The sequence below is a fragment of the Stappia sp. BW2 genome (assembly GCF_008107695.1).
GTDB lineage: Bacteria > Pseudomonadota > Alphaproteobacteria > Rhizobiales > Stappiaceae > Roseibium.
Window position 1 is genome coordinate 220,087 of the sequence record NZ_VIRG01000060.1, and the last position, 21,460, is coordinate 241,546.

The 21,460-nt window shown below is 59.4% G+C and carries 14 protein-coding genes; 7 read left to right on the forward strand and 7 right to left on the reverse strand.

All coding sequences use genetic code 11. From position 1 onward, the window contains the following. Positions 1-16: 16 nt before the first annotated feature. Entirely contained in the window at positions 17-949 is a 933-nt protein-coding gene (locus FMN63_RS10630; RefSeq protein WP_148583946.1) for a PDR/VanB family oxidoreductase, read from the reverse strand. Positions 950-1,071: 122 nt separating this feature from the next. Here FMN63_RS10630 and FMN63_RS10635 point away from each other — a divergent pair, with 122 nt between their 5' ends. Further along, positions 1,072-1,530 carry a MarR family winged helix-turn-helix transcriptional regulator gene (locus FMN63_RS10635; RefSeq protein WP_148583947.1) on the forward strand — a complete coding sequence of 153 codons (459 nt, stop codon included), beginning with the start codon at positions 1,072-1,074 and terminating at the stop codon, positions 1,528-1,530. Positions 1,531-1,600: 70 nt separating this feature from the next. Here FMN63_RS10635 and FMN63_RS10640 read toward each other — a convergent pair whose 3' ends face one another. Continuing rightward, on the reverse strand, positions 1,601-4,096 hold the full coding sequence (locus tag FMN63_RS10640) for a DNA translocase FtsK (protein WP_162855018.1): 2,496 nt from the start codon (positions 4,094-4,096) through the stop codon (positions 1,601-1,603). Positions 4,097-4,527: 431 nt separating this feature from the next. Next, a complete protein-coding gene (locus tag FMN63_RS10645) occupies positions 4,528-7,038 on the reverse strand; it encodes a heavy metal translocating P-type ATPase (RefSeq protein WP_148583948.1) in 2,511 nt (836 codons plus the stop codon). A 159-nt stretch (positions 7,039-7,197) separates the two neighbouring features. Here FMN63_RS10645 and FMN63_RS29485 point away from each other — a divergent pair, with 159 nt between their 5' ends. Together FMN63_RS29485 and FMN63_RS10655 are read left to right on the forward strand one after the other, a co-directional pair. Next, positions 7,198-7,404: a heavy-metal-associated domain-containing protein gene (locus tag FMN63_RS29485; RefSeq protein ID WP_162530015.1), complete on the forward strand. Its 207-nt coding sequence runs from the start codon at positions 7,198-7,200 to the stop codon at positions 7,402-7,404. Positions 7,405-7,711: 307 nt separating this feature from the next. Then, positions 7,712-8,185 (forward strand): fasciclin domain-containing protein, encoded by a 474-nt coding sequence (locus tag FMN63_RS10655; RefSeq protein ID WP_148583950.1) that lies wholly within the window; start codon positions 7,712-7,714, stop codon positions 8,183-8,185. A 208-nt stretch (positions 8,186-8,393) separates the two neighbouring features. On the opposite strand, the gene FMN63_RS10660 is transcribed toward FMN63_RS10655, so the two are convergent. Beyond that, on the reverse strand, positions 8,394-15,029 hold the full coding sequence (locus FMN63_RS10660) for an autotransporter outer membrane beta-barrel domain-containing protein (protein WP_148583951.1): 6,636 nt from the start codon (positions 15,027-15,029) through the stop codon (positions 8,394-8,396). A gap of 281 nt (positions 15,030-15,310) precedes the next feature. Between FMN63_RS10660 and FMN63_RS10665 the strand changes: the two genes are divergently transcribed. Next, the gene (locus FMN63_RS10665; protein WP_148583952.1) at positions 15,311-16,453 is read left to right on the forward strand and encodes a sensor histidine kinase; all 1,143 of its coding nucleotides are present in this window, start codon (positions 15,311-15,313) and stop codon (positions 16,451-16,453) included. Next, positions 16,441-17,187 carry a LytR/AlgR family response regulator transcription factor gene (locus FMN63_RS10670; RefSeq protein ID WP_148583953.1) on the forward strand — a complete coding sequence of 249 codons (747 nt, stop codon included), beginning with the start codon at positions 16,441-16,443 and terminating at the stop codon, positions 17,185-17,187. Before FMN63_RS10665 ends, FMN63_RS10670 begins: the two co-directional genes overlap by 13 nt. 93 nt (positions 17,188-17,280) lie before the next feature. Here FMN63_RS10670 and FMN63_RS10675 read toward each other — a convergent pair whose 3' ends face one another. Both FMN63_RS10675 and FMN63_RS10680 read right to left on the reverse strand, forming a co-directional pair. Then, entirely contained in the window at positions 17,281-17,613 is a 333-nt protein-coding gene (locus FMN63_RS10675; protein WP_148583954.1) for a VOC family protein, read from the reverse strand. Between the two features lie 27 nt (positions 17,614-17,640). Continuing rightward, the gene (locus FMN63_RS10680; protein ID WP_148583955.1) at positions 17,641-18,087 is read right to left on the reverse strand and encodes an SRPBCC family protein; all 447 of its coding nucleotides are present in this window, start codon (positions 18,085-18,087) and stop codon (positions 17,641-17,643) included. Between the two features lie 50 nt (positions 18,088-18,137). Between FMN63_RS10680 and FMN63_RS10685 the strand changes: the two genes are divergently transcribed. Beyond that, positions 18,138-18,515 (forward strand): ArsR/SmtB family transcription factor, encoded by a 378-nt coding sequence (locus FMN63_RS10685; protein ID WP_148583956.1) that lies wholly within the window; start codon positions 18,138-18,140, stop codon positions 18,513-18,515. 794 nt (positions 18,516-19,309) lie between these two features. After that, positions 19,310-20,488, forward strand: coding sequence for a PAS domain-containing protein (locus FMN63_RS10690; protein ID WP_148583957.1), 1,179 nt, complete (start codon positions 19,310-19,312; stop codon positions 20,486-20,488). Between the two features lie 31 nt (positions 20,489-20,519). On the opposite strand, the gene FMN63_RS10695 is transcribed toward FMN63_RS10690, so the two are convergent. Further along, a complete protein-coding gene (locus FMN63_RS10695; protein WP_148583958.1) occupies positions 20,520-21,434 on the reverse strand; it encodes a PhzF family phenazine biosynthesis protein in 915 nt (304 codons plus the stop codon). Positions 21,435-21,460 lie beyond the last annotated feature (26 nt).

Below are 21,460 nucleotides of genomic sequence, written 5' to 3' on the forward strand. Positions count from 1 at the left end.
CCTGGAATGCGAAACCCTAAAGATCGAGGACAAGCCGCGCACATTTCGCGCGGCTGACACAAATCTGCATAACCTTTCCGGATGCCTTTTCTGCATCCGACAGCACAACGTCACGGTGATCGGGCGTTCCGCTGATCACATCCGCCTGGCAGATGCCGCAGTCGCCGCGTTGACAGTCGTACAACACGTCGACACCGGCAGCTTCCAGAGCCTCGATGATGGTCTGGTCCGAAGCAACCGTCACCACCTGACCCGTGCTGTGAATTTCCACTTCGAATGGCGCGTCACCGGTTTGCGCCTGCGGTGCACTGAAGAGCTCAACATGAATGGCGTCTTCCGGAAGCCCTGCATCGGCTGCGGCCGTACGTGCGGCATCGATCATCCCCTTGGGGCCGCAGACGTAAAGATGCGTTCCGGAGGGCTGGGCTTTCATCAAGGCCGTCAGGTCGAGCGGATCGGTGTCGTCAAAATAGAAATGGGTGCTATCGCCAAAGGCAGCCTTGAGCTTGCCGGCAAACCCCATTCTGGATGCCGTCCGGGCCGAATAATGCAATTCGAAGGAACGATCTTTCAACTTCAACCGCGTCGCCATCGAGATCAGCGGTGTGATGCCGATGCCGCCTGCCAGAAGCAGGACGTGAGCCGCGTCTTCAACAAGCGGAAAGTCGTTGTTCTGTTCGCTGACGGAGATCGATTGACCAGCGTTCAAGGCATGCATGGCCTTGGAGCCGCCCTGGCCATCCTCTTCCCGCTGCACAGCCACGGTATAGAGCTCATCAGCCTCTGGCCAGTCGATGAGGGAGTAGTCGCGCTCCCCCAGGGGGCCGAGGTCAAATGTAATATGAGCGCCGGCTTCATAGGCAGGCAATGGCGCGCCTGCCTCCGCGCGGAACCTGAAAACACGAATCTGATCGGTTTCCGGTTCTATGCTTTCAAGAACAAGATCCACCTTAAATGCCTCCTCCTTTAAAAAATATGAAATTTCATATATAATGAGTCAAGACTCTTTTTTTCTTGATTGGTCCGGGATAAAGGACGCTTTCAAAAGTGTGCATTGATGGAGGAAGGGTTTTGACCCAGACGCCGGGAAAATTCGTTTCTTCTTACCTGCTGTACCTTCTGGCGGCGTCGAGTGAAGCGGCCAGCCACCAGTTTCACGCGCGTGTCCGGGAATTGGGCCTGCGAGTGCCGGAATGGCGCGTCCTGGCCTGTCTTTACGATCAGGACGGACTGATGATCACGCAGCTGGCGCGATATTCTCTGATGGAACAATCCAGAATGACACGCATTGTCGACCAGATGGAAAAGCGCGGTCTGGTCGTTCGCAAAAGCGATGAGGGCGATGGCCGCCGTGTCCGCGTCCATCTGACGGAGGCTGGGCAGAAATTGAGCTCAGACGTGGTCGAAGAGGCAAGGGAACACGAAAGAACCCTGCTGTCGGCCCTCCAGGAGGTCGATGCGGAGCGCATCAAGCCGTCTCTGGAAAGGCTTCTGGACTCTCTCAACAGCTGGAACAGTGCCAAGCAATAGGATCCGGAAAGAGGTCTTCCGGGCCCCTAGGCCGATACTCCGTCTGCCCATACCCCGCGTGCCGAGTTGCCTATTCTTCGGAAGGCGGCTCTTTTTTCGTGGCCAGAATTTCGCGCTTGCCAACGTGGTTGGGCGCTCCCACAAGGCCATCGTTTTCCATTTTCTCGACCAGGGTAGCGGCGCGGTTGTAACCAATGCCGAGGCGGCGCTGGATGTAGGAGGTCGAACAGCGCTTGTCGCGCAGAACGATTTTCACCGCCTTTTCATAGAGATCGTCCCCGTCTTCGGAAGCGATTGCACCCTTGTCGAAGACGGCTTCGTCTTCTTCCGGCTCCTCCTCCTCTTCCGCGGTCACGGTTTCGAGATAGGCGGGCCGGCCCTGGCTCTTCAGATGTGCGACAACCTGTTCGACTTCCTCATCCGAGACGAAAGCACCGTGGACACGGTTGATGCGTCCGCCACCTGACATGTGAAGCATATCGCCCATGCCGAGCAGCTGTTCTGCACCCTGCTCGCCCAGGATCGTGCGGCTGTCGATCTTCGAGGTGACCTGGAAGGAAATCCGGGTCGGGAAGTTTGCCTTGATCGTGCCGGTGATAACGTCCACCGACGGGCGCTGCGTCGCCATGATAAGATGGATGCCAGCGGCGCGAGCCATCTGCGCCAGTCGCTGGATCGCCCCTTCAATTTCCTTGCCGGCGACCATCATCAGGTCGGCCATCTCGTCAACGATGATGACGATATAGGGCATCGGAGCGAGGTCCATTTCCTGCTGCTCGTAGAGCGGCTCACCCGTATCCCGGTCAAATCCGGTCTGCACGGTCACAACAACCGGTTCGCCCTTCTGACTTGCAGCCGCAGCCCGCTGGTTGAAGCCGTTGATGTTGCGCACACCAAGTCGCGCCATCTTGCGATAACGGTCTTCCATTTCACGGACGGCCCATTTGAGCGCTGTCACTGCTTTTTTCGGATCGGTAACGACCGGTGTCAGAAGGTGCGGAATGTCATCGTAGATCGAGAGTTCCAGCATCTTCGGATCCACCATGATCAGGCGGCACTCTTCCGGCTTCAACCGGTAGAGCAGCGATAGGATCATGGTGTTGATGGCGACCGATTTGCCCGAGCCGGTCGTTCCGGCGACCAGGAGATGCGGCATCTTCGCCAAATCGGCGACAACGGGCTCTCCGCCGATTGTCTTGCCGAGGCTCAGCGCGAGCTTGCAATTGGTGGCACGGAAACTGTTCGAGTCGATCAGTTCACGGAAATAGACGGTTTCACGCTCCGTGTTCGGCAGTTCGATCCCGATGACATTGCGGCCGGGCACGACCGCAACACGTGCCGAAATGGCTGACATGGAGCGCGCAATGTCATCCGCCAGATTGACGATGCGCGATGACTTGATGCCCGGAGCCGGTTCGAACTCGTAAAGGGTGACGACAGGGCCAGGCCGGACGTGAATGATCTCGCCGCGCACCTTGAAGTCTTCCAGAACGCTTTCCAGAAGCCCGGCGTTTCGTTCCAGTTGCTCCTGCGTCATCTGGAAGCCGGGGCCATCCTGAGGAACTTGCAGCAGATCGCCCGACGGAAACTCGTAGCTGCCGAACAGCGACTGCTGACCCGTTCTTGCGCCAATGGGCGGAAGGGCCTGCGTGCTGGAGGACAAGGGACGGGATGCAGGGGTTGGCATTGAAACCTGCACCTTCGCCGCAACATGTTCACGCTGGTTGCCATCGGCGCCAGAAGGAACTTCCGTCCTTTGGCTACTGCGTTGCGCCGCCGGTCTTGAAGGCGTGGCCCCAATCTGTCTGGCAGAGGAAGGCTTGGGTTCCGCCGGTGCGGACCCGTTGCATTCGACGACGCGGTACAGCGATACGATGCCTTCCGCTGGCCGTGCGCTTTGTCCGGCAACTGGAACTTCTTCATAAACCGTCCGGACCGGCCGCACCGGTTCCGGAGCTTTCTGAACGGGTGCCACGGTGCTCGCTTGCGGGGCGAGGGCATCGTCAGACATGAACTCAAAGAATGCGTGATCGGACAGGAACCCAAGGTGTGTCGCAGAGGATCCCGTATCGTTTGCGACGGCTTGCACATCCACCGGTCTACCATCGGCGGTGGGGCCGCGCATATGCGTGACCGGTAGCGATGGAGCGACGGCAGGGACGGGTGTTGCTGCGGTCAGGGGGGGCTGGTCAATGGTGTCTGCCTCGACCGGCAAAACCGTTTCAGGAAGCGTGTCTTCGCTAACGTTTTCCGCTGGAACAGACCGCTGTTTCGAGCCACGGTCCGGCGTCCGGGTGAAGCGGACGTTGGGCGCGAGATAGAAGTAACTCTGACAGGATTCGTCTGAAGGGGAACTCACCGTCCGGCTTCCATCTGCTGTTGTGTGTTGTGGGGTGGCTTCAATGCGCGGCACCTGGTGCATCTCTGCGGGCCGCTCACCGTCTGTGATGCCGGTTTGCGCGAGCACACTTCCGCCATGAGCTTCCCGATTGGTTTCATCGGCAGGAGCTGACTGGCCGGCATCGTTCGAATTCGAAATTGAGAAATTCTTCCGGGAAATACGCATGGACAAAGAAGACTAGTGTTTCGGGTTGAACGCCTTTGAAAGAGATGTAGGAAAATAAGGTTAAGAGTCTCTATCCAAACCCGGTCCGTCCTGGGTCGATATCCCTGTTTGTCCACATGCACGATAGACATTTTTCGGCAGAAATCCGCCAAAAAATGCCTTTATACCGGCGTTGTTGATGACGTGATTATGTGCAGAGAGTTTTTGCTGGCCTGCGCCTGTCTGACCGATGCGGAAACGGAAGCTGGCAGAGATGCCCTGTCCCTCTAAGTGCCGCAGCGGCAAAGAACTTCGGCCCTGCCGTTGGACCGAAACGCAGAACAAAGGCGGCAGTCCTGAACCGGATTGCAAAATTGCCCGTTCTGAGCGGTCTGATGAGACAGCTTCCCTTGTTGCAGCAAACGGCTGTGCTGACCGGGTTTGAGAACCTTCTACTCGGCAGCCACCGCCGTTGCATTCGGGGGGGCAGAGGTTCCGGGTCTTGCTTCAGCCATCACCGGCGCGATCCTGCGAAGCCGCAGCGCATTGGTCAGCACAAACACGGATGACAAAGCCATGGCGCCGGCCGCAAGAACAGGCGATAGCAGCACGCCGAAGGCGGGATAGAGTGCTCCGGCGGCCACGGGTATCAAGGCCGTGTTATAGGCAAACGCCCAGAAGAGGTTTTCCTTGATGTTGCGCATGGTCCGGCGAGAGACCTCGTAAGCATTCACGACGCCCCTCAGATCGCCCGACATCAAGACGACATCGGCCGATTCTATTGCCACATCGGTCCCGGTGCCGATCGCGATGCCGACATCCGCATGGGCGAGGGCAGGGGCATCGTTGATACCATCCCCGACGAAGGCGATACGGCGGTTGTCGCTGCCCTTGAGGTTGGTCAGGGCGTCGACCTTGCCGTCGGGCAGAACGCCCGCGATGACGGTGTCGATCCCGGTTTCCGCGGCGATCGCCTCTGCGGTCTCCCGTTTGTCGCCGGTAATCATCGCGACCTTCAACCCCCGCTCGTGGAGAGCTGCGATTGTGGGCCGGCTCGAGGATTTCACCGGATCGGAAACTCCGATAACAGCCGCAATCCTGCCGTCAATGGCGGCATAAAGCGCCGTACGCTCGCGTTTCGCCAACCCGGTTTCCTCGTTCGACAGGGCATCCGTCGCAATCCCTTCGCGTGCCATCAGCCTGTCGGCACCGACAAGCACCCGTTGACCGTCCACGACAGCGGAAACGCCATGACCGGTGATGGAGTTGAACTCGCTCACCGCAAGCTTCTCCACGCCTTCCTTGGCTGCTGCCCGCACGATGGCCTCGGCGACCGGATGTTCCGAGCGGGCCTCGACGGCTGCAATGCGCGACAACACCAATGAGCGTTCAAATCCATCTGCCAGAACCAGATCGGTCAGTTCCGGTCGGCCTTCCGTCACGGTTCCCGTCTTGTCCAGGGCGACAATGTCGACGTCGGCAAGTTGCTGAAGCGCGTCACCCTTGCGAAACAGAACGCCCATTTCGGCGGCCCTGCCTGTGCCCACCATGATGGATGTGGGCGTCGCAAGGCCCATGGCACACGGGCAGGCAATGATGAGCACCGACACACCGGCCACCAGGGCGAGTGTCAGCGCCGGGTTCGGACCAACGATCAGCCACACCACGACCGTCGCCAGGGCGGCGGCCATGACGGCGGGCACGAACCACAACGTGATGCGGTCCACCAGTCCCTGAATTGGAAGCTTGGCGCCCTGAGCTTCTTCGACCATGCGGATGATCTGCGACAGCGTCGTGTCGGCGCCGACACGCGTCGCCTTGAATTGAAGTCCACCGCTGCCGTTCACCGTGCCGCCGGTCACCGCGCTGCCGGCCGACTTTGCGACCGGCTGGGGCTCACCCGTGATCATGCTTTCATCGACGTGAGAGATCCCTTCGACCACTTCACCGTCAACCGCGAGCCGCTCTCCGGGGCGAACGACCACGACGTCGCCGATGGCCAGCGTTTCAAGAGGCACATCCACCATCTCGCCGTTCCGCAGTACCCGGGCCGACTTGACCTGCAGGCCCAGCAGGCTCTGGATGGCCGCCCCGGTGCGCCCCTTTGCCCTGGCTTCAAGAAAGCGCCCCATCAGGATCAGAACGACAATCACAGCCGCTGCCTCGTAATAGACCGCGCGAACCTCGGTCGGAACCATGTCCGGCAAAAAGGTGGCAACCACCGAATAGAGATAGGCGGCGCCGGTCCCGACAGCCACCAGACTGTTCATGTCGGGAGCGCCTTTCAAAAGGGCCGGAATGCCCTTCAGGTAGAAAGTCCGGCCCGGACCGAAAAGCACGATACTTGTCAGCACAAATTGCAGGATCCAGCTCGTTTGCTGACCGATTGTCGCTGCAATCAGGTGATGAATGGCGGGGATCAGATGTCCCCCCATCTCGATCAGAAACACGGGCAGGGCAAAAGCGGCTGCGATGGCCATCTTGCGCGCCAGTTCCCGTGCTTCTTCCGCCTTGCGTTCGGTCCGATCCTGTGACGTTCCCGCGTCTGCGAGGCTTGCCGGATAGCCGGCGTCTGTGCTCGCTTTGATGAGATCCTGAACGCTCGTGGCACCTTCCGCGAAGACGACCGTTGCCGTCTCGGCCGCAAGGTTGACGCTGGCGCTGATGACACCGGGAACAGCTTGCAGCGCCTTGTCGACGCGGCCGACGCACGACGCACAGGACATGGACTGAATGGTCAGCGTGACCGTTTGCGTTCGGGCGGGATAGCCGAGATCGTCCAGCTTGGCGACAGCAGCTGCAATCTTGTCCGGGGCGGCAGAAAATTGAGCGCTTTCGGTTGCCAGGTTCACGCCGACGTCTCCAAGGCCCTCGACAGAGGCAAGGCCGCGCTCGACGCGCCCCACACAGGATGCGCATGACATTCCCTGAACCGACAAGGAGATTTTCTGTTGCCCAGACATGGGTCCGACTCCGGCATGGATTGTTCGATTGCTGTCAAATGGGCTCTCCAGTCACTGGAAGGTCAAGAACCAGCTCCGCATTTTCAGGTTTTTTTCTTCTTGACCCTCCTGCTGCTGGATGTACGAGAACCGGAAAATCAAACAGCTACGGAGCAAATCATGAAGTTCAGCATTCCAGACATGAGCTGTGGTCACTGCAAGGCGGCCATCGGAAAGTCCATTGAGCAAACGGATGGTGCTGCCCAGGTCGAGTTCGACATGGAAAACAGAACCGTGACCGTCAAAAGCACCCGGTCCGCACAGGAAATTGCAGGCGCTCTCAACGAGGCGGGCTACAGCTCCGAGTTGCTTCAGGCAAGCTTCTGAAGAGTGCAAGCCGTCTCGGTTTCGCCGAGACGGCAATACGGAAGCCTGTTTTGACGGGGGCCGCCCTCACCAGATTGACAAGAAAACAGTCTGACATGTTTCGATGCGGTTGCCTTAAGAATCGATCCCTTGATGAGGGCTGAAGTGTGGAATGCATGGATCGGCTTCTGGATCACTTCTGGATCATCAAATTAACGTAACGTTAATGTGTCCAGATGCCCTGCGTTTTCGCAGATCTCTCCCCCGCACGGTCACGTATCGAAGTGGCTGGTGCAAAGCCAGTTTCATAACTGACGAGGAGGATCAGATGAAAATTGCCAAGTATCTTGCTATCGGTATCGTAGCATCCGTGATGTCTCTTCCGGCCAAGGCGGCCGATATTGTCGACACTGCGGTCAATGCAGGTTCGTTCGGCACGCTTGTCGCCGCCGTTCAAGCTGCCGGACTGGTTGAAACCTTGAAAGGCGACGGTCCGTTCACCGTTTTCGCGCCCACGGATGAAGCCTTTGCCGCGCTGCCCGCCGGCACCGTCGACGACCTTCTGAAGCCGGAAAACAAGGGAAAGCTTGTCGCTATCCTGACGTACCATGTGGTTCCCGGCAAAGTCATGTCGACGGATCTTTCGGATGGAATGACGGCGAAGACCGTGGAAGGCAGCGAAATCACGGTTGATCTCGATAACGGTGTCATGGTCAACGACGCCAATGTCGTGACCGCAGACGTTGCCGCCGACAATGGCGTCATTCACGTGATCGACAAAGTCATCATGCCGCCGATGTAATTCGGCCCCGGAAAGAAGGTTTGCCGGGGACTAAACGCCGGCAAACCTTCTTCCGACTTACGAAAAGCCTTTGGTTTGAACGGCGGAACTCATCTCCAGCCTCTGTTCAGCAACATCTCGCAGATCCTGTCTTGCCCCAACCTCTACCGGCCTTGCCCGTCGCTTTTCCAACGGCGGGACTTGGCCTCCCGGTATTTGTCCTGCTGACCTAAAACGGAATGCTGAGCCTCAGAGATCCGCTGTTGGTGGCCAGTTTTTCCGAGAAGCGGCCGTTGTACTCAAGCCGCAGGTCGACCCCTTCGATAGACGTGAGCTGAAGGCCGGCGCCAATGGTGGCAAACAGGTCTTCATGTTCGACAGATGTCTTGAAAGACCCGGTTCCCCCGGAGCGGTTGGTGAAGCGGGCATCGGTTTGCCACTCGTTGCTGGACAGAAACGAGACGCCGAGTTTGCCGTAAACCCGCAGGTCCTTGCCATCCTTGTAGCGCAGACGGCTGCCGAACTCGACGGAAGGCGTTGCGGCGAAATTCCAATGGCCCGTGGAGTCGAATTCCAGCCCGTAATCTCCGCTTTCCCGGTAGTTGCCGACCCTGGAATAGATCGCGTCAAAGTCGATGTAGGGTTTGACGTAGACGTTTGTTGCCGCAAACGTGCGGGCGATACGCGCCCTGATGGAGCCTGCCAGCACGTCGGGCGAGCTTGAGATGGTTTCGTTTAGGTCTGAAATCGACAGGTTGCGGTCGAACCGCGTGCTGCCATAGCTGCCGGCGGCGGCGGCAGAAAGGGTCCATGCACCCATCTCCCGCTTCAGGCTCGCCCCGAGATATCCCGACTTGCCGTCTCCCTTGACGGTTCCGGAGGCCTGGGAAATCCAGGTCTGCTGAAAGGCCGCGGCGCCGCCGATGAACCAGCCCGGAGCGATTTCCCGTTGCCCGCCGAGCTGATAGGTCAGCGCGTCGGCTTTATAGCTCGGCGAATTGCCGATGGCCGCGCGGTGGCCTGTGCCGCCGGTTGCCCGTGCCCAGCCACAGGAGCCCTCTGTTATGCCCGCGCCATCGCCTTCGAAGACGGGGCAGCTCATCAAGCTGTCACCGAAGGTCAGCATTTCGAATGTCTGTTCAACGACGGCAGCGAGCCCGGTGCGCGGCAGAAGCTGGTTCAGGGTGTCTGCATAGTCTCCAGACTGATTGTCGACCTCATCGGCAATAGCCCCGAACAACGTGCCGAACACGTTGTTGCCGCCACGATCCCAGATATTCTGAAGGTTTTCCGCAACGGCCTTCTGATCCCGGTTGAGCTTCACCTTGCCGTTGGGGGTAAAGTCGGCGCCGGTTACCTGGAAATAATAGTCGGAGCCTTCCGGATTGAACAGGTAATCAAAAATGAGAGAGTTCTGCGGGGTGAGGGTACCTGAAACAGATCCGCCGACCGACAGAACCTTTGTCTTCCTGTCCGGAAGAAGGCTGATGGTCTTCAGGCCGAGTGTGCCTGCCAGCGTCGCGTCGCCGCGCACCTCCAGCCAATCGGAATCGAAATTGTTCAGGTCGATGTCCGCGACCAGAAAACCCTGTGCGCTTTGCGTGAAGTTGCCGGTAATCACTGTCTTGCCGGGGTCGCGTGTGCGGCCCAAAACGAAACGGCCGTTGTTGATCACATTTGCATCATACAGATAGCCGTCAGCAAGGGTGTTGGGGGAATTGTTGGTGACCGTCCCGGCGCTGCCGCCGTCGGCATTGGTCAGGACGACATCGCCGTAAAGCGATGCGGTGTCGTTGACCGTTACATCGAGGGTTGCCCCGTCAGCGGTCGTTCCTGTGCCGGTGTACCAGACGGCATAGGAGCCGCTGTCGTCGGTTCCGTTGCGCGATGCGCCCGACTGGACAATGGCATCGTCGTTCAGAACCAGCGTGTTGTTGAGCCCGTTGGAGACCCTGATAGCCGCTGCGTCTGTGTCCGTGCCGCCCTGAACACTGCCGTTTCCGTCAACCGTAATCCCGACTGTCCCGTTGCCGTCAGCACCCTGGCTTTGCGCAAAGACGCCTGACGAACGCGCGCCGGTGGCTGCCACCTGGCTTGCGATGTCCAGATTGATAGCGCCTCCGGTTCCCGTGCTGTCCGTTGACATGAGGCCGGCCGAGCCGCCCGAGCCAGTGCCCGAAATGCCACCGCCGCCGCCAATGGACTGAGCGATAATGCCAATTGACTCGTCGCCGGTGACGGTGATCGGCGCATCGATATCCAGTGTGATCTGCCCGCCGTTGCCGCTGGCACCGCCGGAGGTCAGGTTCGCGGTGGCATTGGTCATGGAACTGCCGGTCGCATCGCCTGCCAATCCGCCGCCGCCACCGATGGATTGGGCCACCAGGCCGAAAGCGCCGTCGCCGCTGGTCTGGATACCGGCACCGCCGGTTAGCTGGAACGTGACCGTATCGCCATTGCCAGCCGCCCCGCCCGTGCCGCCAAGAGCCAGATCAAGCCCGCCTTCAACGCTGCCGGTGACACCATACCCGCCGCCGCCGCCAATGGACTGGAGCAGGACGCCATGAGAGCGGTTGCCGTAGGTCGCAATTGTCGTGTCCATTGCCAGATCGATTGTGCCGCCATTGCCGGCCACACCGCCTGAACCACCCACAGAGACGCTCAGCTCACTGCCGTCGACGCGCGTTGTTTCCGCGCTGCTGCCGACCCCGCCGGTGCCGCCGCCACCGCCGATTGACTGGGCAACCAGGGCAACAGCATCATTGCCGTTGGTCGTGATCGTTACGGCGCTGGTGTCATAGGTGTGAACCTGGCCGCCATCGCCGCCTGCACCACCTGTACCGCCGCCGTCGCCACCGATTGCCAGTGTGCCCGTCTGGTTGTCCGAGCCATCACCGCCTTGGCCGCCACCACCACCAATGGATTGCAGCGTCATGCCGGTGGCGCCGAAACCGGCCGTGTTGACGAAATTGTTGTCGCCGCTATTGAGCCAGACAGCGACTTCACCACCGTCCCCGCCGGAGCCGCCCTTGCCGCCGACGGCAAGCTCGATGGAGGCGCTGACTTCGCTGCCGCTGGCCGTGGACGAGCCGCCCTGACCGCCGCCGCCGCCAATTGATTGCAGGACGACACCGTCCGCCCAGGCACCTTGCGTGATGATCTGGCCATCATGGTAATATTTGACCTGATTGCCGTTCCCGCCGGACCCGCCGCCGCCGCCGACATCAACCGTGAACGAATAGGAAGCTCCCGCATCCGACAGGCGCTTGATCTGTTTCTTCAAGGCCCCAATGGCGTCAAGAACCTTGTGAGACGACGCATCGTTGCCAAGCGAACCGCCGATACCCCCGCCGCCGCCGATGGATTGCAGCACGACACCGTCCGAGTCGCCGCCGAAGGTTTCGATGCGGCCGTATTGTTCGGCGTAGATGGTGCCGCCGTCGCCGCCGCTGCCGCCAATCGCGCCTACACCCAGGGACATGCTGCCGGAGACGCTGCTGGCGCCAACGCCAAGGTAGACGGTGCCACCCTGCGAGTTGCCGCCACCGCCACCGATGGACTGTCCGACCAGGCCTTTGGAGCCCGATCCCTGCGTCTGGACCGTGTAGCCGGCAAAGTTATGGATCTCGACGGAGGAGCCGTGACCGCCCGAACCACCTTGGCCGCCCAGGGAAATCTTCGCTTCAAGTGACGCGATGCCACCTTGCGAATAGGCATTGCTGTTGCCCAGACCGCCGTTGCCGCCGCCGCCGCCAATCGATTGCGCCAGAACGCCATGGGCACCGTCGCCGAAAGTGAAAAGCGTGCTTTCCGGGGCCAGAGTTGTCAGTTTCGTTGCAGTGGTGCCGCCTGAATTGGAGGACGAGCCGTAGGTTCCAAGGGTTACTTTGACTGCCCCGCCATTGCCGCCACCGGATGTCGTGAACGCATAATCCGAATTGAAGTCACTCAGGGCATTGCCGGTGCCGCCTCCCAAGGCAACGGTAGCGGTAGATTCCACCGTGTCCTTGTCGCCAAGGGTGGCTGTCAGCGCGGACGCATCGCCGCCGTTGCCGCCGCCGCCACCAACCGATTGGGCCAGGATCCCGTGAGAGGCATCGCCAATTGTGGAGAGGCTGGAGGGCTGGTCGTAGGTGACGGTCACGTTGCCGCCTGCCCCCGCATTGCCGCCGTTGCCGCCGACGGTTGCCACATAGTTGAAGGCGAGGGGAACACCGGTGCCGGTTGGAGCGGCAACAAGGAAATCGCCGGCGGATGTCGACCCGCCATTGCCGCCGCCACCGCCAATGGATTGAGCCAGAATGCCGGTCGCATTGTTGGGGGCGTATTTGGATGTGGAAGACGCGGAAAGGCCGGTGGCAATGGTGCCGCTCGATAGGTCGATTGAGACGTCGTCCCCGTCACCTCCGGCACCACCGCTTCCGCCCAGGACAAAGGCGGCATTGAAGCCGATGGTTGCGTCGAAGTAATTCGCGCTGCCACCCGTGCCGCCGCCGCCGCCGATGGACTGGGCGAGGACAGCCGTCGACTGAGCGCCTGAGGTCGCGGCGTAGAACTCGTTCTGGACAAGGGAAACAGTTCCCCCGTCACCGCCATCGCCGCCGCTGCCCCCCATCTGGAAGGCGAGGAAGGACAGGACGCTGAAATTCTTGACGCTGCCGCCGTTACCGCCACCGCCGCCGATGGACTGGGCGATCAGCCCCGGCGCGAATACGCCGGTTGTGGTGATGTTGGCGTTGCCTTCGCTTGTGGCGGTCAACAGGGAAGACAGGTCAGCGTAAACGCATCCGCCGGTGTTGTTGACGCAGACCTCACCGCCGTCACCGCCGAGATCGGCAGACCCGCCGACACCGATGGAGGCGATGGTCGACAGGGTCTGCACGCTGCCGCCGTTGCCGCCGCCGCCACCAACTGACTGGAAGATGGCTCCAGGAGAATAGCCGCCGGAGGTGACGATGGTTCCGATGTTCGGAATGGCGACCGTTCCGCCATTTCCGCCCGCTGAGCCTTGGCCACCCACGCCGACAGTACCGGTGCTGTCGCCGCCGGACCCGCCGCCACCGCCAATCGATTGCGCCAGGATACCGGCCGAGGAAGCGCCTTTGGTTGTCACTGTGTCCGTATTCGAAACGCCGACGTAACTTCCATTGGACACTGTCGATCCGGCCGCACTGCCGCCGATGCTGACAAACCCGCTGGAAGACCCGGCGGCACCGCCACCACCGCCAATGGACTGGGCGATGATGCCAAGCGAATTGAAGCCATTGGTCGTGATATCGGCGCTTGAATTGACCGTTACGGTGCCGGCTGCGCCTCCACCGGCGCCATCGCCGCCCAGTCCAACCAGGGTTGAAGCATCGATCCCGCCGGTTCCACCACTTCCCGCGATCGACTGCGCGACGACACCGAAAGCATGGTCAGCTGCTGTCGAGACCGTGGCATCGCCGAGCGAGAGGGTGACGTTTCCGGCATCGCCGCCATTGCCGCCGTTGCCGCTCTGGCCGCCGAGAACACTTTGGAAATCGCTGCCTGTTCCGCCACCGCCTCCGATGGAGTGCAGCGCGATGGCTGCGGAAAAGACGCCGCTTGTCTCAATGCTGGTGCCACCTGAAACGGTGACGGAAACCGTGCCGGCATCACCGCCGAAGCCGCCGCCGCCTCCAGTGCCGGCCAGCGCCGTCCCGTCGCCGCCGTCTCCGCCTTCACCACCGATGCTCTGCGCCAGAACGCCGTACACATTGGCGCCACTTGTCTCGATGGATTTTCCGTTTTCAAGAGACACCGAAACGGTCCCGGCTGTGCCACCGTCGCCGCCGCTGTGATCCTTGGTGGGGCCGGTTCCACCCTTGCCGCCGAGGCTTTTCGCGCCGATTGCCGCGCTCGGTTCGTAGCTGCCGCCGGTAACGTCGAGGACGAGTCTGGCTGAGTTGGTGATCGAGACGGTGCCGCCGTTGCCGCCATCGCCCCCGTCGTCGCTGTTGTCCGTCGAGGCGGTGCCGGCGCCGCCTTCGCTTAACCCATAGAGAACGAACAGGCCGTCGCCCCCGGTCGTGGTGACATCCCAGTAGATGTCGCCGTTCATGGCGTTGTTGATCGTGACTGTTCCGCCAGCACCGGCATTGCCGTTGTTGTCGCCGCCGCTGCCGCCAAAGGATCTGGCGATGAACCCGCCGCCTTCTCCAAGCCCCTGAAAGCGGTTGCTGCTCGAACCGACAGTAAAATCGCTCGGGGCGGTGTTGTTGACGGTGACGCTGCCGCCGCTGCCGCCCTGGCCGCCGTATTGGTCCGACAGGATGCTGTTGTTCTGGTTGCCGCCGGTCCCACCGTTGCTCTCGGCAACGAAGATGGCAAATCCGAAGTTGGCGTAGCCGACGGCGGAATAGCTTGCAACGCCTGTGTTGGTGACCTGAACGGAGCCACCGTTGCCGCCGGAGCCGCCGTTCGAGTTGTTGTTCCCATTGGACTGGTCGCCTTCGCCGCCGCTGGAACGGGCGAAGATGCCCATGGCAAATTGGCTGACTTCCGACACATCTATGTCGAGACTGCTCTGATTGACGATCGTAACCGTTCCGCCTGCCCCGGCCGGACCGGCGTCCTCGCCGTCCGCGCCTCTGGATTCGACATACCAGTTTGCGTACAGCCCCTCGCTGGTGGGGATGTTCATGTTCTGCTGGCCGGAATTCTGGATCGTGATGCCGGGTGCTTGCGCGCCAGCGGATGCGCCCGTTGCGGTCAGATCGACGTAACTGACATCGGATGCGGCATCGAATGTGCAAACCCAGGGGTCGCCAGATTGATCGCACAGGGAATTTGCCAGCGCGGGGGACGCAAGGCAAAGGCTTGCCAGGGATGCGGTCGAAAGCAAAAGAGACTTTTTTCGGCTGGTTCCCCTGTGAGAAGGGTAAGAAGCCTGTGCTTTTCCAGCGGTTGCGAGGCCGCGGTCCATATGCGTTTCCCTGAAGCAATTGTCTTGATTGTTTTAAGCGGGCATTTTTTGATCTTCTTCAGGAGGCACTATGGTTGCCGGTTCATGAATTTCACTGCAAATTCGATGAACCTGCTGAAATCTTCGATGAAATTGTCAGCTGTCCCGACATGGGTATCCTATATTGAGCAACGTCATTTCATAATGAGATCGCTTGAAACATGTTGTTAGACGAAGCCCTTCCGGGGAAGGCGCGCGGAACTTTCGCGTCAGCAGATGACATACGAAACGGGCAAAACGCAGGTGCGTTTGCTTCGGGCGAAATCCTGCAGCCTGAGACAGAGCATCTCTTCTGGAAGCTGCAGATCGGCGGCTGGCTGTTCATCGCCATTTACGGTTTCTTCGCGCGAATGGTGACGTTTTCCGACGCCAAGCTCGCCCTCACATTGACCCTTTCGATGGACACCGTCGGCTTTCTGCTGACAAGCGCGGCACATCTTTATTTCTTCCGAAAAGTTCAGCGGCTCATTACGCTTCCTGTGTTTCTGGCAGCCGCAGCCTTCTCGCTCGTCGGTGGCACCGTGCAGATGGCTGTGGCATGGGTGATCCGTGATACGTTTTTTCCCGAGGCGCTGCCGTTCAACAATTCCTTCACGCCGGCGGTCTTTTACACCTCGGTTCTCCTCGGTTGGATGCTCGCCTATTTCTGTCTGAGGTCCGACTACGAAGCGCGCATTGCGCGGCTGCGGCAAAGCGAGGCGCTGGCGGAGACCATGCGGTCCGAGCTGGAACAATTACGGCTGCAACTCGCGCCGCATTTCCTGTTCAACGCGCTGAACTCCGTTGCATCGGAAATTCACGAAAGACCGGATACAGCGCTCGAAATGGTGCGGGAAATCGCAAGTTACCTGCGTTATTGCCTCAATCAGCAGCGGCGTGACCTTTGCCCGCTTTCAGAAGAAGTGGAGGCGATGAACGCCTATCTGCGGATCCAGGAAATCCGCTTTGAGGACAAACTCCAATGCACTGTAAGCGTTGATGAAACCGTCAGGAACATGATCGTCCCGCACATGATGCTTCAGGGGCTGGTTGAAAATGCCGTCAAGCACGGGTTGAAACAGCAGTCCAACCGGATCGACATCCAGGTGACCGTCCGCGAGCTTGACGGCCAGACCGTCGAGATTGCCGTTACCAACTCCGGAGAGATTTCAGAGGGCGATCCGACGCGAAAATCCATCGGCCATGCCAATCTGCGAAAACGTCTGCAGCTGCACTATCCGGACAAGCACGACTTCAGCTTGAGCGAACATCAGGGAACCGTCGTTGCGCGTATCCTGCTGAAGGGGCCAGCATGTTCCGTGTAGTTCTTGTCGATGACGAGCCATCCGCCAGGCGCGGGCTCAGGCGCATGCTTGGAGAATTTCCCGAGATCACGATTGCCGGAGAAGCGGGGGATCTCGTTTCCGCCCGGAAGTTGATGCAGGAGGTCCGTCCGGACGCGGTTTTCCTGGACGTGGAGCTGACCAACGGCAAGGGCTTCGATCTTGCAACGGATCTGCCGCCCGAAACCTTCGTGATCGTCGTCAGCGCCTATGATCTTTACGCAATCAATGCCTTTGACGTTGCAGCGCTCGATTTTCTCGTCAAACCGGTCAAACCGGAGCGACTGGAAACCGCAATCGGCCGCTTGCGGGACAGGTTGCCAGAGCGTCTTTCCACGCCGGAAAAGTCTGGAGTGCCCTCCCAGGAAACGGCAAGCGACCGCCTTCAGCTCAAGACCAGCTCGGCTTCGATCCTCGTTTCCCACAACGCGGTTTCCTTCCTGCGGGCAGAAGGGGACTACACCCGCGTTTATCTTGAAAACGGGCAGCAACATCTGGCCAGCGGATTGCTGCGTGTCTTTGAAACGAAACTGCCGTCACCGCCGTTTCACCGGCTGGACCGCTCCACCATCGTGAACTGCGCACAGATCCAGCGTGTCAATTGGCAAGTGTCGGGACGCAGTACCATCCACTTCACCACCAACGCCCATGTCGTTGAAATCGGCCGACCCGCTTCAAAGCGACTGCGGTCCATCCTGGCGCCGCGGGCGAGATAACAGCCCGAAGGCGGGTGATATCGACGACCGGTTCAAGACGTCATTTCAAGAGGTGCGGGCGATTGCTCACTGCCTTGATACGACGCCTGATCCTCAGGTGTTCTTGCGCACAAGAATGACCGTTCCGGCAGGGTCGCTGGTCCAATGGCCGCAAATGCCGTCCAGCGGTTCCAGTTCGTCGCGTTTGGGAGACCCCAATTCCGCCAGTGCAGTTTCCGGGTCGTCGTCGAACAATTCCAACCAGACGTCTGTCTGGCTTTGATGCGGAACCCGGTCGATCCACAAGGTCATCGATCCGAAGGAAAAGCCGGTACTGTTGTCCAGCTCTCGCGCCACCTTCAGTCCGATCTTGTCCCGATAGAACGCAACGGTTTCCTCCCACCTGTGGAGGGGCACCTTGATAGCGATGTTTCTGCCAGGTTCCATCTTCGAACACCTCCCGAAACGCAACGCCTATTTGTAAAATCCGTCCCGAAGCTTGATGCCGTGTTCCAGCCAGACCTTCATGGCGCAGAGCATTCCCGTCCAGCCTTCGCAATTTCCCAGACAGGATTTCAAACCCGTGTCGGTTTCCGGCCAGCCATATTCGCTGATGCGGACGTACGTGCGCCCGTCTTCAAGCGCTTTAAAGGTGATGGTCACGGTCGTCCAGGTGCCAGGGTCGCCATCCGCTTCCCATTGCAAGACGATCTTTTCGTTTGTCACCACCTCCTGCACAAGCACCGGGGTTGCGCCGGGAAAATCATGGAAGTCCCAGGTGACTTCAGCTCCCGGCACAATGCGGCCACGCGCGCCGCCGGTTGTGAAAAATTCCGAGAGCTGATCCGGGTTGACGACAGCTTCGAACACCTCTGCGACGGGTTTTGAAATTCGCCCGCCAACAGTGAATTTCAGGTCCATGGCCGTGTTCCTTGTTGCCTCTCGGATCTATTATGTTATAGAATTATAACATGTCAACAGATGATCAGGATGACGCGCTTTTCAAGGCGCTAGGCCACCGGGCACGCAGGCACATTCTCGACCTTTTAAAGAATGGCCCAAAGACCACCGGCCATCTGTGCGAAGCGCTGCCGCAGATGGATCGCTGCACCGTGATGCAGCATCTCAAGGTTCTGGAAAAAGCAGACCTTGTGGTGGTCGAACGGCGGGGGCGGGAACGGTGGAACCACCTGGATGCGCTCCCGATTCATGCGGTTCACGAACGCTGGATCGGTCCCTACGCGGCGTATGCCGCAAATATGCTGGGCGCTCTGTGCAAGAGCGTAGAAACTGACAGCAACGCATCAGTGCCGGCAGAAGGTGATGGTGACGACAGCGCAAAGGCATGACGACACTCACCGGCTGGAAATCGGCTCCAAGGGGTGGTGCTTGCTGCGGAAGTATTTTCGAAATAGCGGCGCCATACGCGCGGCACGAGATGCGGGATCCCGGCGATTGAAGCTTGCTTCTTGGCGGAGAGCAAAACCGTCCGCGATATCCTTCAGGTTTCTTGAACTGGGAACAGGCCCCAGCTTCAGTGCTTACGCATGTTCTGCGCTTCGCGACACACAGCAGACCATGGTTTCGGGATGACACTGCCCGGAACTGAACAGACCGGCCTTGGTCCCGATGAGATAAAGCGGAAACGCTCTTCCAAGCTTTTGAATCCAGTAATCAATTTCCAGATTTTCAAGGCTATTGCAGGTCTTGCAATAACTGCTGAGCGAATATCCCCTGTCCTGCAGATCTTCAAGCGTCGTGCAGTTGTTTGTGTCCAATGGCTCGAGAATTCTCAAGTTGAAAGACATTTGGGTGCACCGTTGCTATTGTCTCAAGCAGTTCCAACGCCCCAATTTTTTCATTCTTGACGACAGGGCGCCTGAAAGGTGCTGTTGTTTTAAAAGTCTGGCGAGGTTATCGCAATTCGGGGGAGTACTTAAGTATAATTCTAAATCTTGATCGAGCGGTACTCTGCGTTCCATGTTGTCGGATACTTGGCACTTGCCTCCCATCCGGCGGGGCGGCGAACTTTTTTGCTATTTCAGCAGGATAAGCCGATTTCAAATATGAGGATTCAGGCTTTCTTCAGCTTTGGATTGCTCAATGATCTGGTGCAAGTTGGCGCTAATCATGAAGTCGCAGCATGTCTACAGAAGTCAACGTCCTCATTCGTTCCATGCGGCAGCTCGTTCCCAACCCGGAAACGAGCGCTATTCTGACGGCCATGGGTGTTTCGTACTGGGCGTACGACCCTGTTGCCGAAGAGTTATGCTGGCAAAGAACGGATCCGACGTCTGTCAGGGGATATCGTCTGGCAAAACTGTCGATTCAAAAGGCGCTTAACTACTACGTTCAACGGGACAGAACCCGTTTCCTGAAGGTGATTTCCAACGCAGTGGAACATGGCCTGTCGCAGACGACCCGCGTCACCATGAAAGCGGATGGCCGGCTCAAGTCCTACGATCTGGTCGCCTCCCGAATTTCTGGCAAACCGGCGTTCCTGATCATCGGATTGATGAAGGAATGTCCGCCGGAAGCACCTGTCAACGCAGAACTGCCAGACATCCTGGAGAACCTGTCCAGCATCTTCGTTTCCCATGCCAGCGCCGTGATGATTACGGACACCAAGGGGGTGGTTCGGTCCGCCAATCGCCAGTTCCTGAAACTCTTCGGCATCAGCAACGCCAAACAGATCGTCGGCCGGGATGCAAGAACGATCCCCAACCACATTGGCAAGAAGCTCGCCTTGGCATTCACCGATATCTTGAGAAGCAGCCTTGCCTCGCAGGGAACGCTGAAACTGCCTCAGTCCACTGGCGAGGCTGTCGACATACTTTACGATTTGCACCCGATGGCGCTCGACAATCCAAACGGCGGTATCATCTTCGCAGGCGAACTTGCCGCCCATTCCATGGAGATCTCTGCCTCTGAAGTTCTGGATGCGGTGCCAACGCCCATTCTGGTTGCCGATCTGGACTCCCGCCGGATCAAATACGCCAACAAGGCCGGGCGCGGCGAACTCGGCCTTTCCCCGCGGCAGATCGGCACTGAACGGCTTTCGGACACGTTGATGAGCGCGAACGACGTGCGCGATCTGACCCTTGTCCTCGACAAGGTCGGCTGGGATGCCGGGCGGGTGTGGCAGGTTCAAAGCCACATCGGCCTCAAGCGGCATTATCGCATCCGCACCTGTTTCATCGGCAAACAGTCGGCCCGGCAAATCGTGCTCGAGTTTCTGCCTGTCCGGCTTGAAAAAGACAAACCCGGCAATGAGAAGGCTCAGAACTTCTTTACGCGTCTGCTGGACATGAGTTTCAACTGAACCGGCGGCGATTGTGCGCCGAAGCTTGCCGTCAGATCGAGACCGTCATTTCCTCCATGACGGATCCATAGCCACCCGCCATCAGGCCGGTGATCTTGCCGTCCTCCAGGTCAAGCTCCACGGTTATGACACTTGGCGAAGCCGGGGTCATGAAGTGGCCCTGTTCAATGACGAACCGGGATTTCTTCTCGCCGAGCAGGTCATAAAGCACGCAGGCGAGGGGACCTGCGGCCATTCCGGTGGCGGATTCCTCTTCGATTGCATAGCGCGGTGCGAACATGCGTGTGGTGGCGTCGGCCTGTGTCGCGTTCCGGTCGGTGGTGAAGACGTAATATCCTATCAGGTCCAGCCTGTTGCTGATGTCGTTGATCTTTGACTGGTCCGGAACGATCTGCTTCAGGACAGCGGCATCGCGGACGGCGACGACAACAAAACTGTTGCCTGTGTTCACGAGCACCGGCCGCAGGCGCGCATCCAGGACGCCTTCCTTCAGACCGAGCGAAGCCAGAACGTCGGCTTCACTGACACCGCGGTCGGCCCAGGCTGGGCTCCTTTCATGTTTCGGCGCGAGCTGTTCCATGTAGGCGGCACCGTTCTTGATGACGATCTTTCGTGGGCCATCGACGGTTTCCTTTGAGGTGACACCCTCCAGCACCTTGCCCAGTTCGGCCATGTAGCTGAAGGTTGCAATCGTCGCGTGGCCGCAATGGGCAATCCGCCGGTTTGGCGTGAAGAAATCCAGCTTGAAACCTTCCGTTGCCGATTTCGACACGAAGGCTGTTTCTGAGAGCCCGATCTTGCCGGCAACAGCCAGCATGTCCGCTTCCGACAGGCTGTCAGCGTCCAGAACGACACCCGCCGGATTTCCACCAAAGGCTTCCGAACCGTTCTTTCGGGTCACGAACCCGTTCACGATGCGGGCAACAACGTCTTTTGCGTCATTCATTTCATGCACCTTCCATCATTATCTGG

What these genes read in the sequence shown, in the direction of transcription:
- FMN63_RS10640 (WP_162855018.1), bottom strand. Translation starts at nt 4,096, where the DNA reads ATGCGTATTTCCCGGAAGAATTTCTCAATTTCGAATTCGAACGATGCC.
- FMN63_RS10645 (WP_148583948.1), bottom strand. Translation starts at nt 7,038, where the DNA reads ATGTCTGGGCAACAGAAAATCTCCTTGTCGGTTCAGGGAATGTCATGC.
- FMN63_RS29485 (WP_162530015.1), top strand. Translation starts at nt 7,198, where the DNA reads ATGAAGTTCAGCATTCCAGACATGAGCTGTGGTCACTGCAAGGCGGCC.
- FMN63_RS10655 (WP_148583950.1), top strand. Translation starts at nt 7,712, where the DNA reads ATGAAAATTGCCAAGTATCTTGCTATCGGTATCGTAGCATCCGTGATG.
- FMN63_RS10665 (WP_148583952.1), top strand. Translation starts at nt 15,311, where the DNA reads ATGTTGTTAGACGAAGCCCTTCCGGGGAAGGCGCGCGGAACTTTCGCG.
- FMN63_RS10670 (WP_148583953.1), top strand. Translation starts at nt 16,441, where the DNA reads ATGTTCCGTGTAGTTCTTGTCGATGACGAGCCATCCGCCAGGCGCGGG.
- FMN63_RS10675 (WP_148583954.1), bottom strand. Translation starts at nt 17,613, where the DNA reads ATGGAACCTGGCAGAAACATCGCTATCAAGGTGCCCCTCCACAGGTGG.
- FMN63_RS10680 (WP_148583955.1), bottom strand. Translation starts at nt 18,087, where the DNA reads ATGGACCTGAAATTCACTGTTGGCGGGCGAATTTCAAAACCCGTCGCA.
- FMN63_RS10685 (WP_148583956.1), top strand. Translation starts at nt 18,138, where the DNA reads ATGTCAACAGATGATCAGGATGACGCGCTTTTCAAGGCGCTAGGCCAC.
- FMN63_RS10690 (WP_148583957.1), top strand. Translation starts at nt 19,310, where the DNA reads ATGTCTACAGAAGTCAACGTCCTCATTCGTTCCATGCGGCAGCTCGTT.
- FMN63_RS10695 (WP_148583958.1), bottom strand. Translation starts at nt 21,434, where the DNA reads ATGAATGACGCAAAAGACGTTGTTGCCCGCATCGTGAACGGGTTCGTG.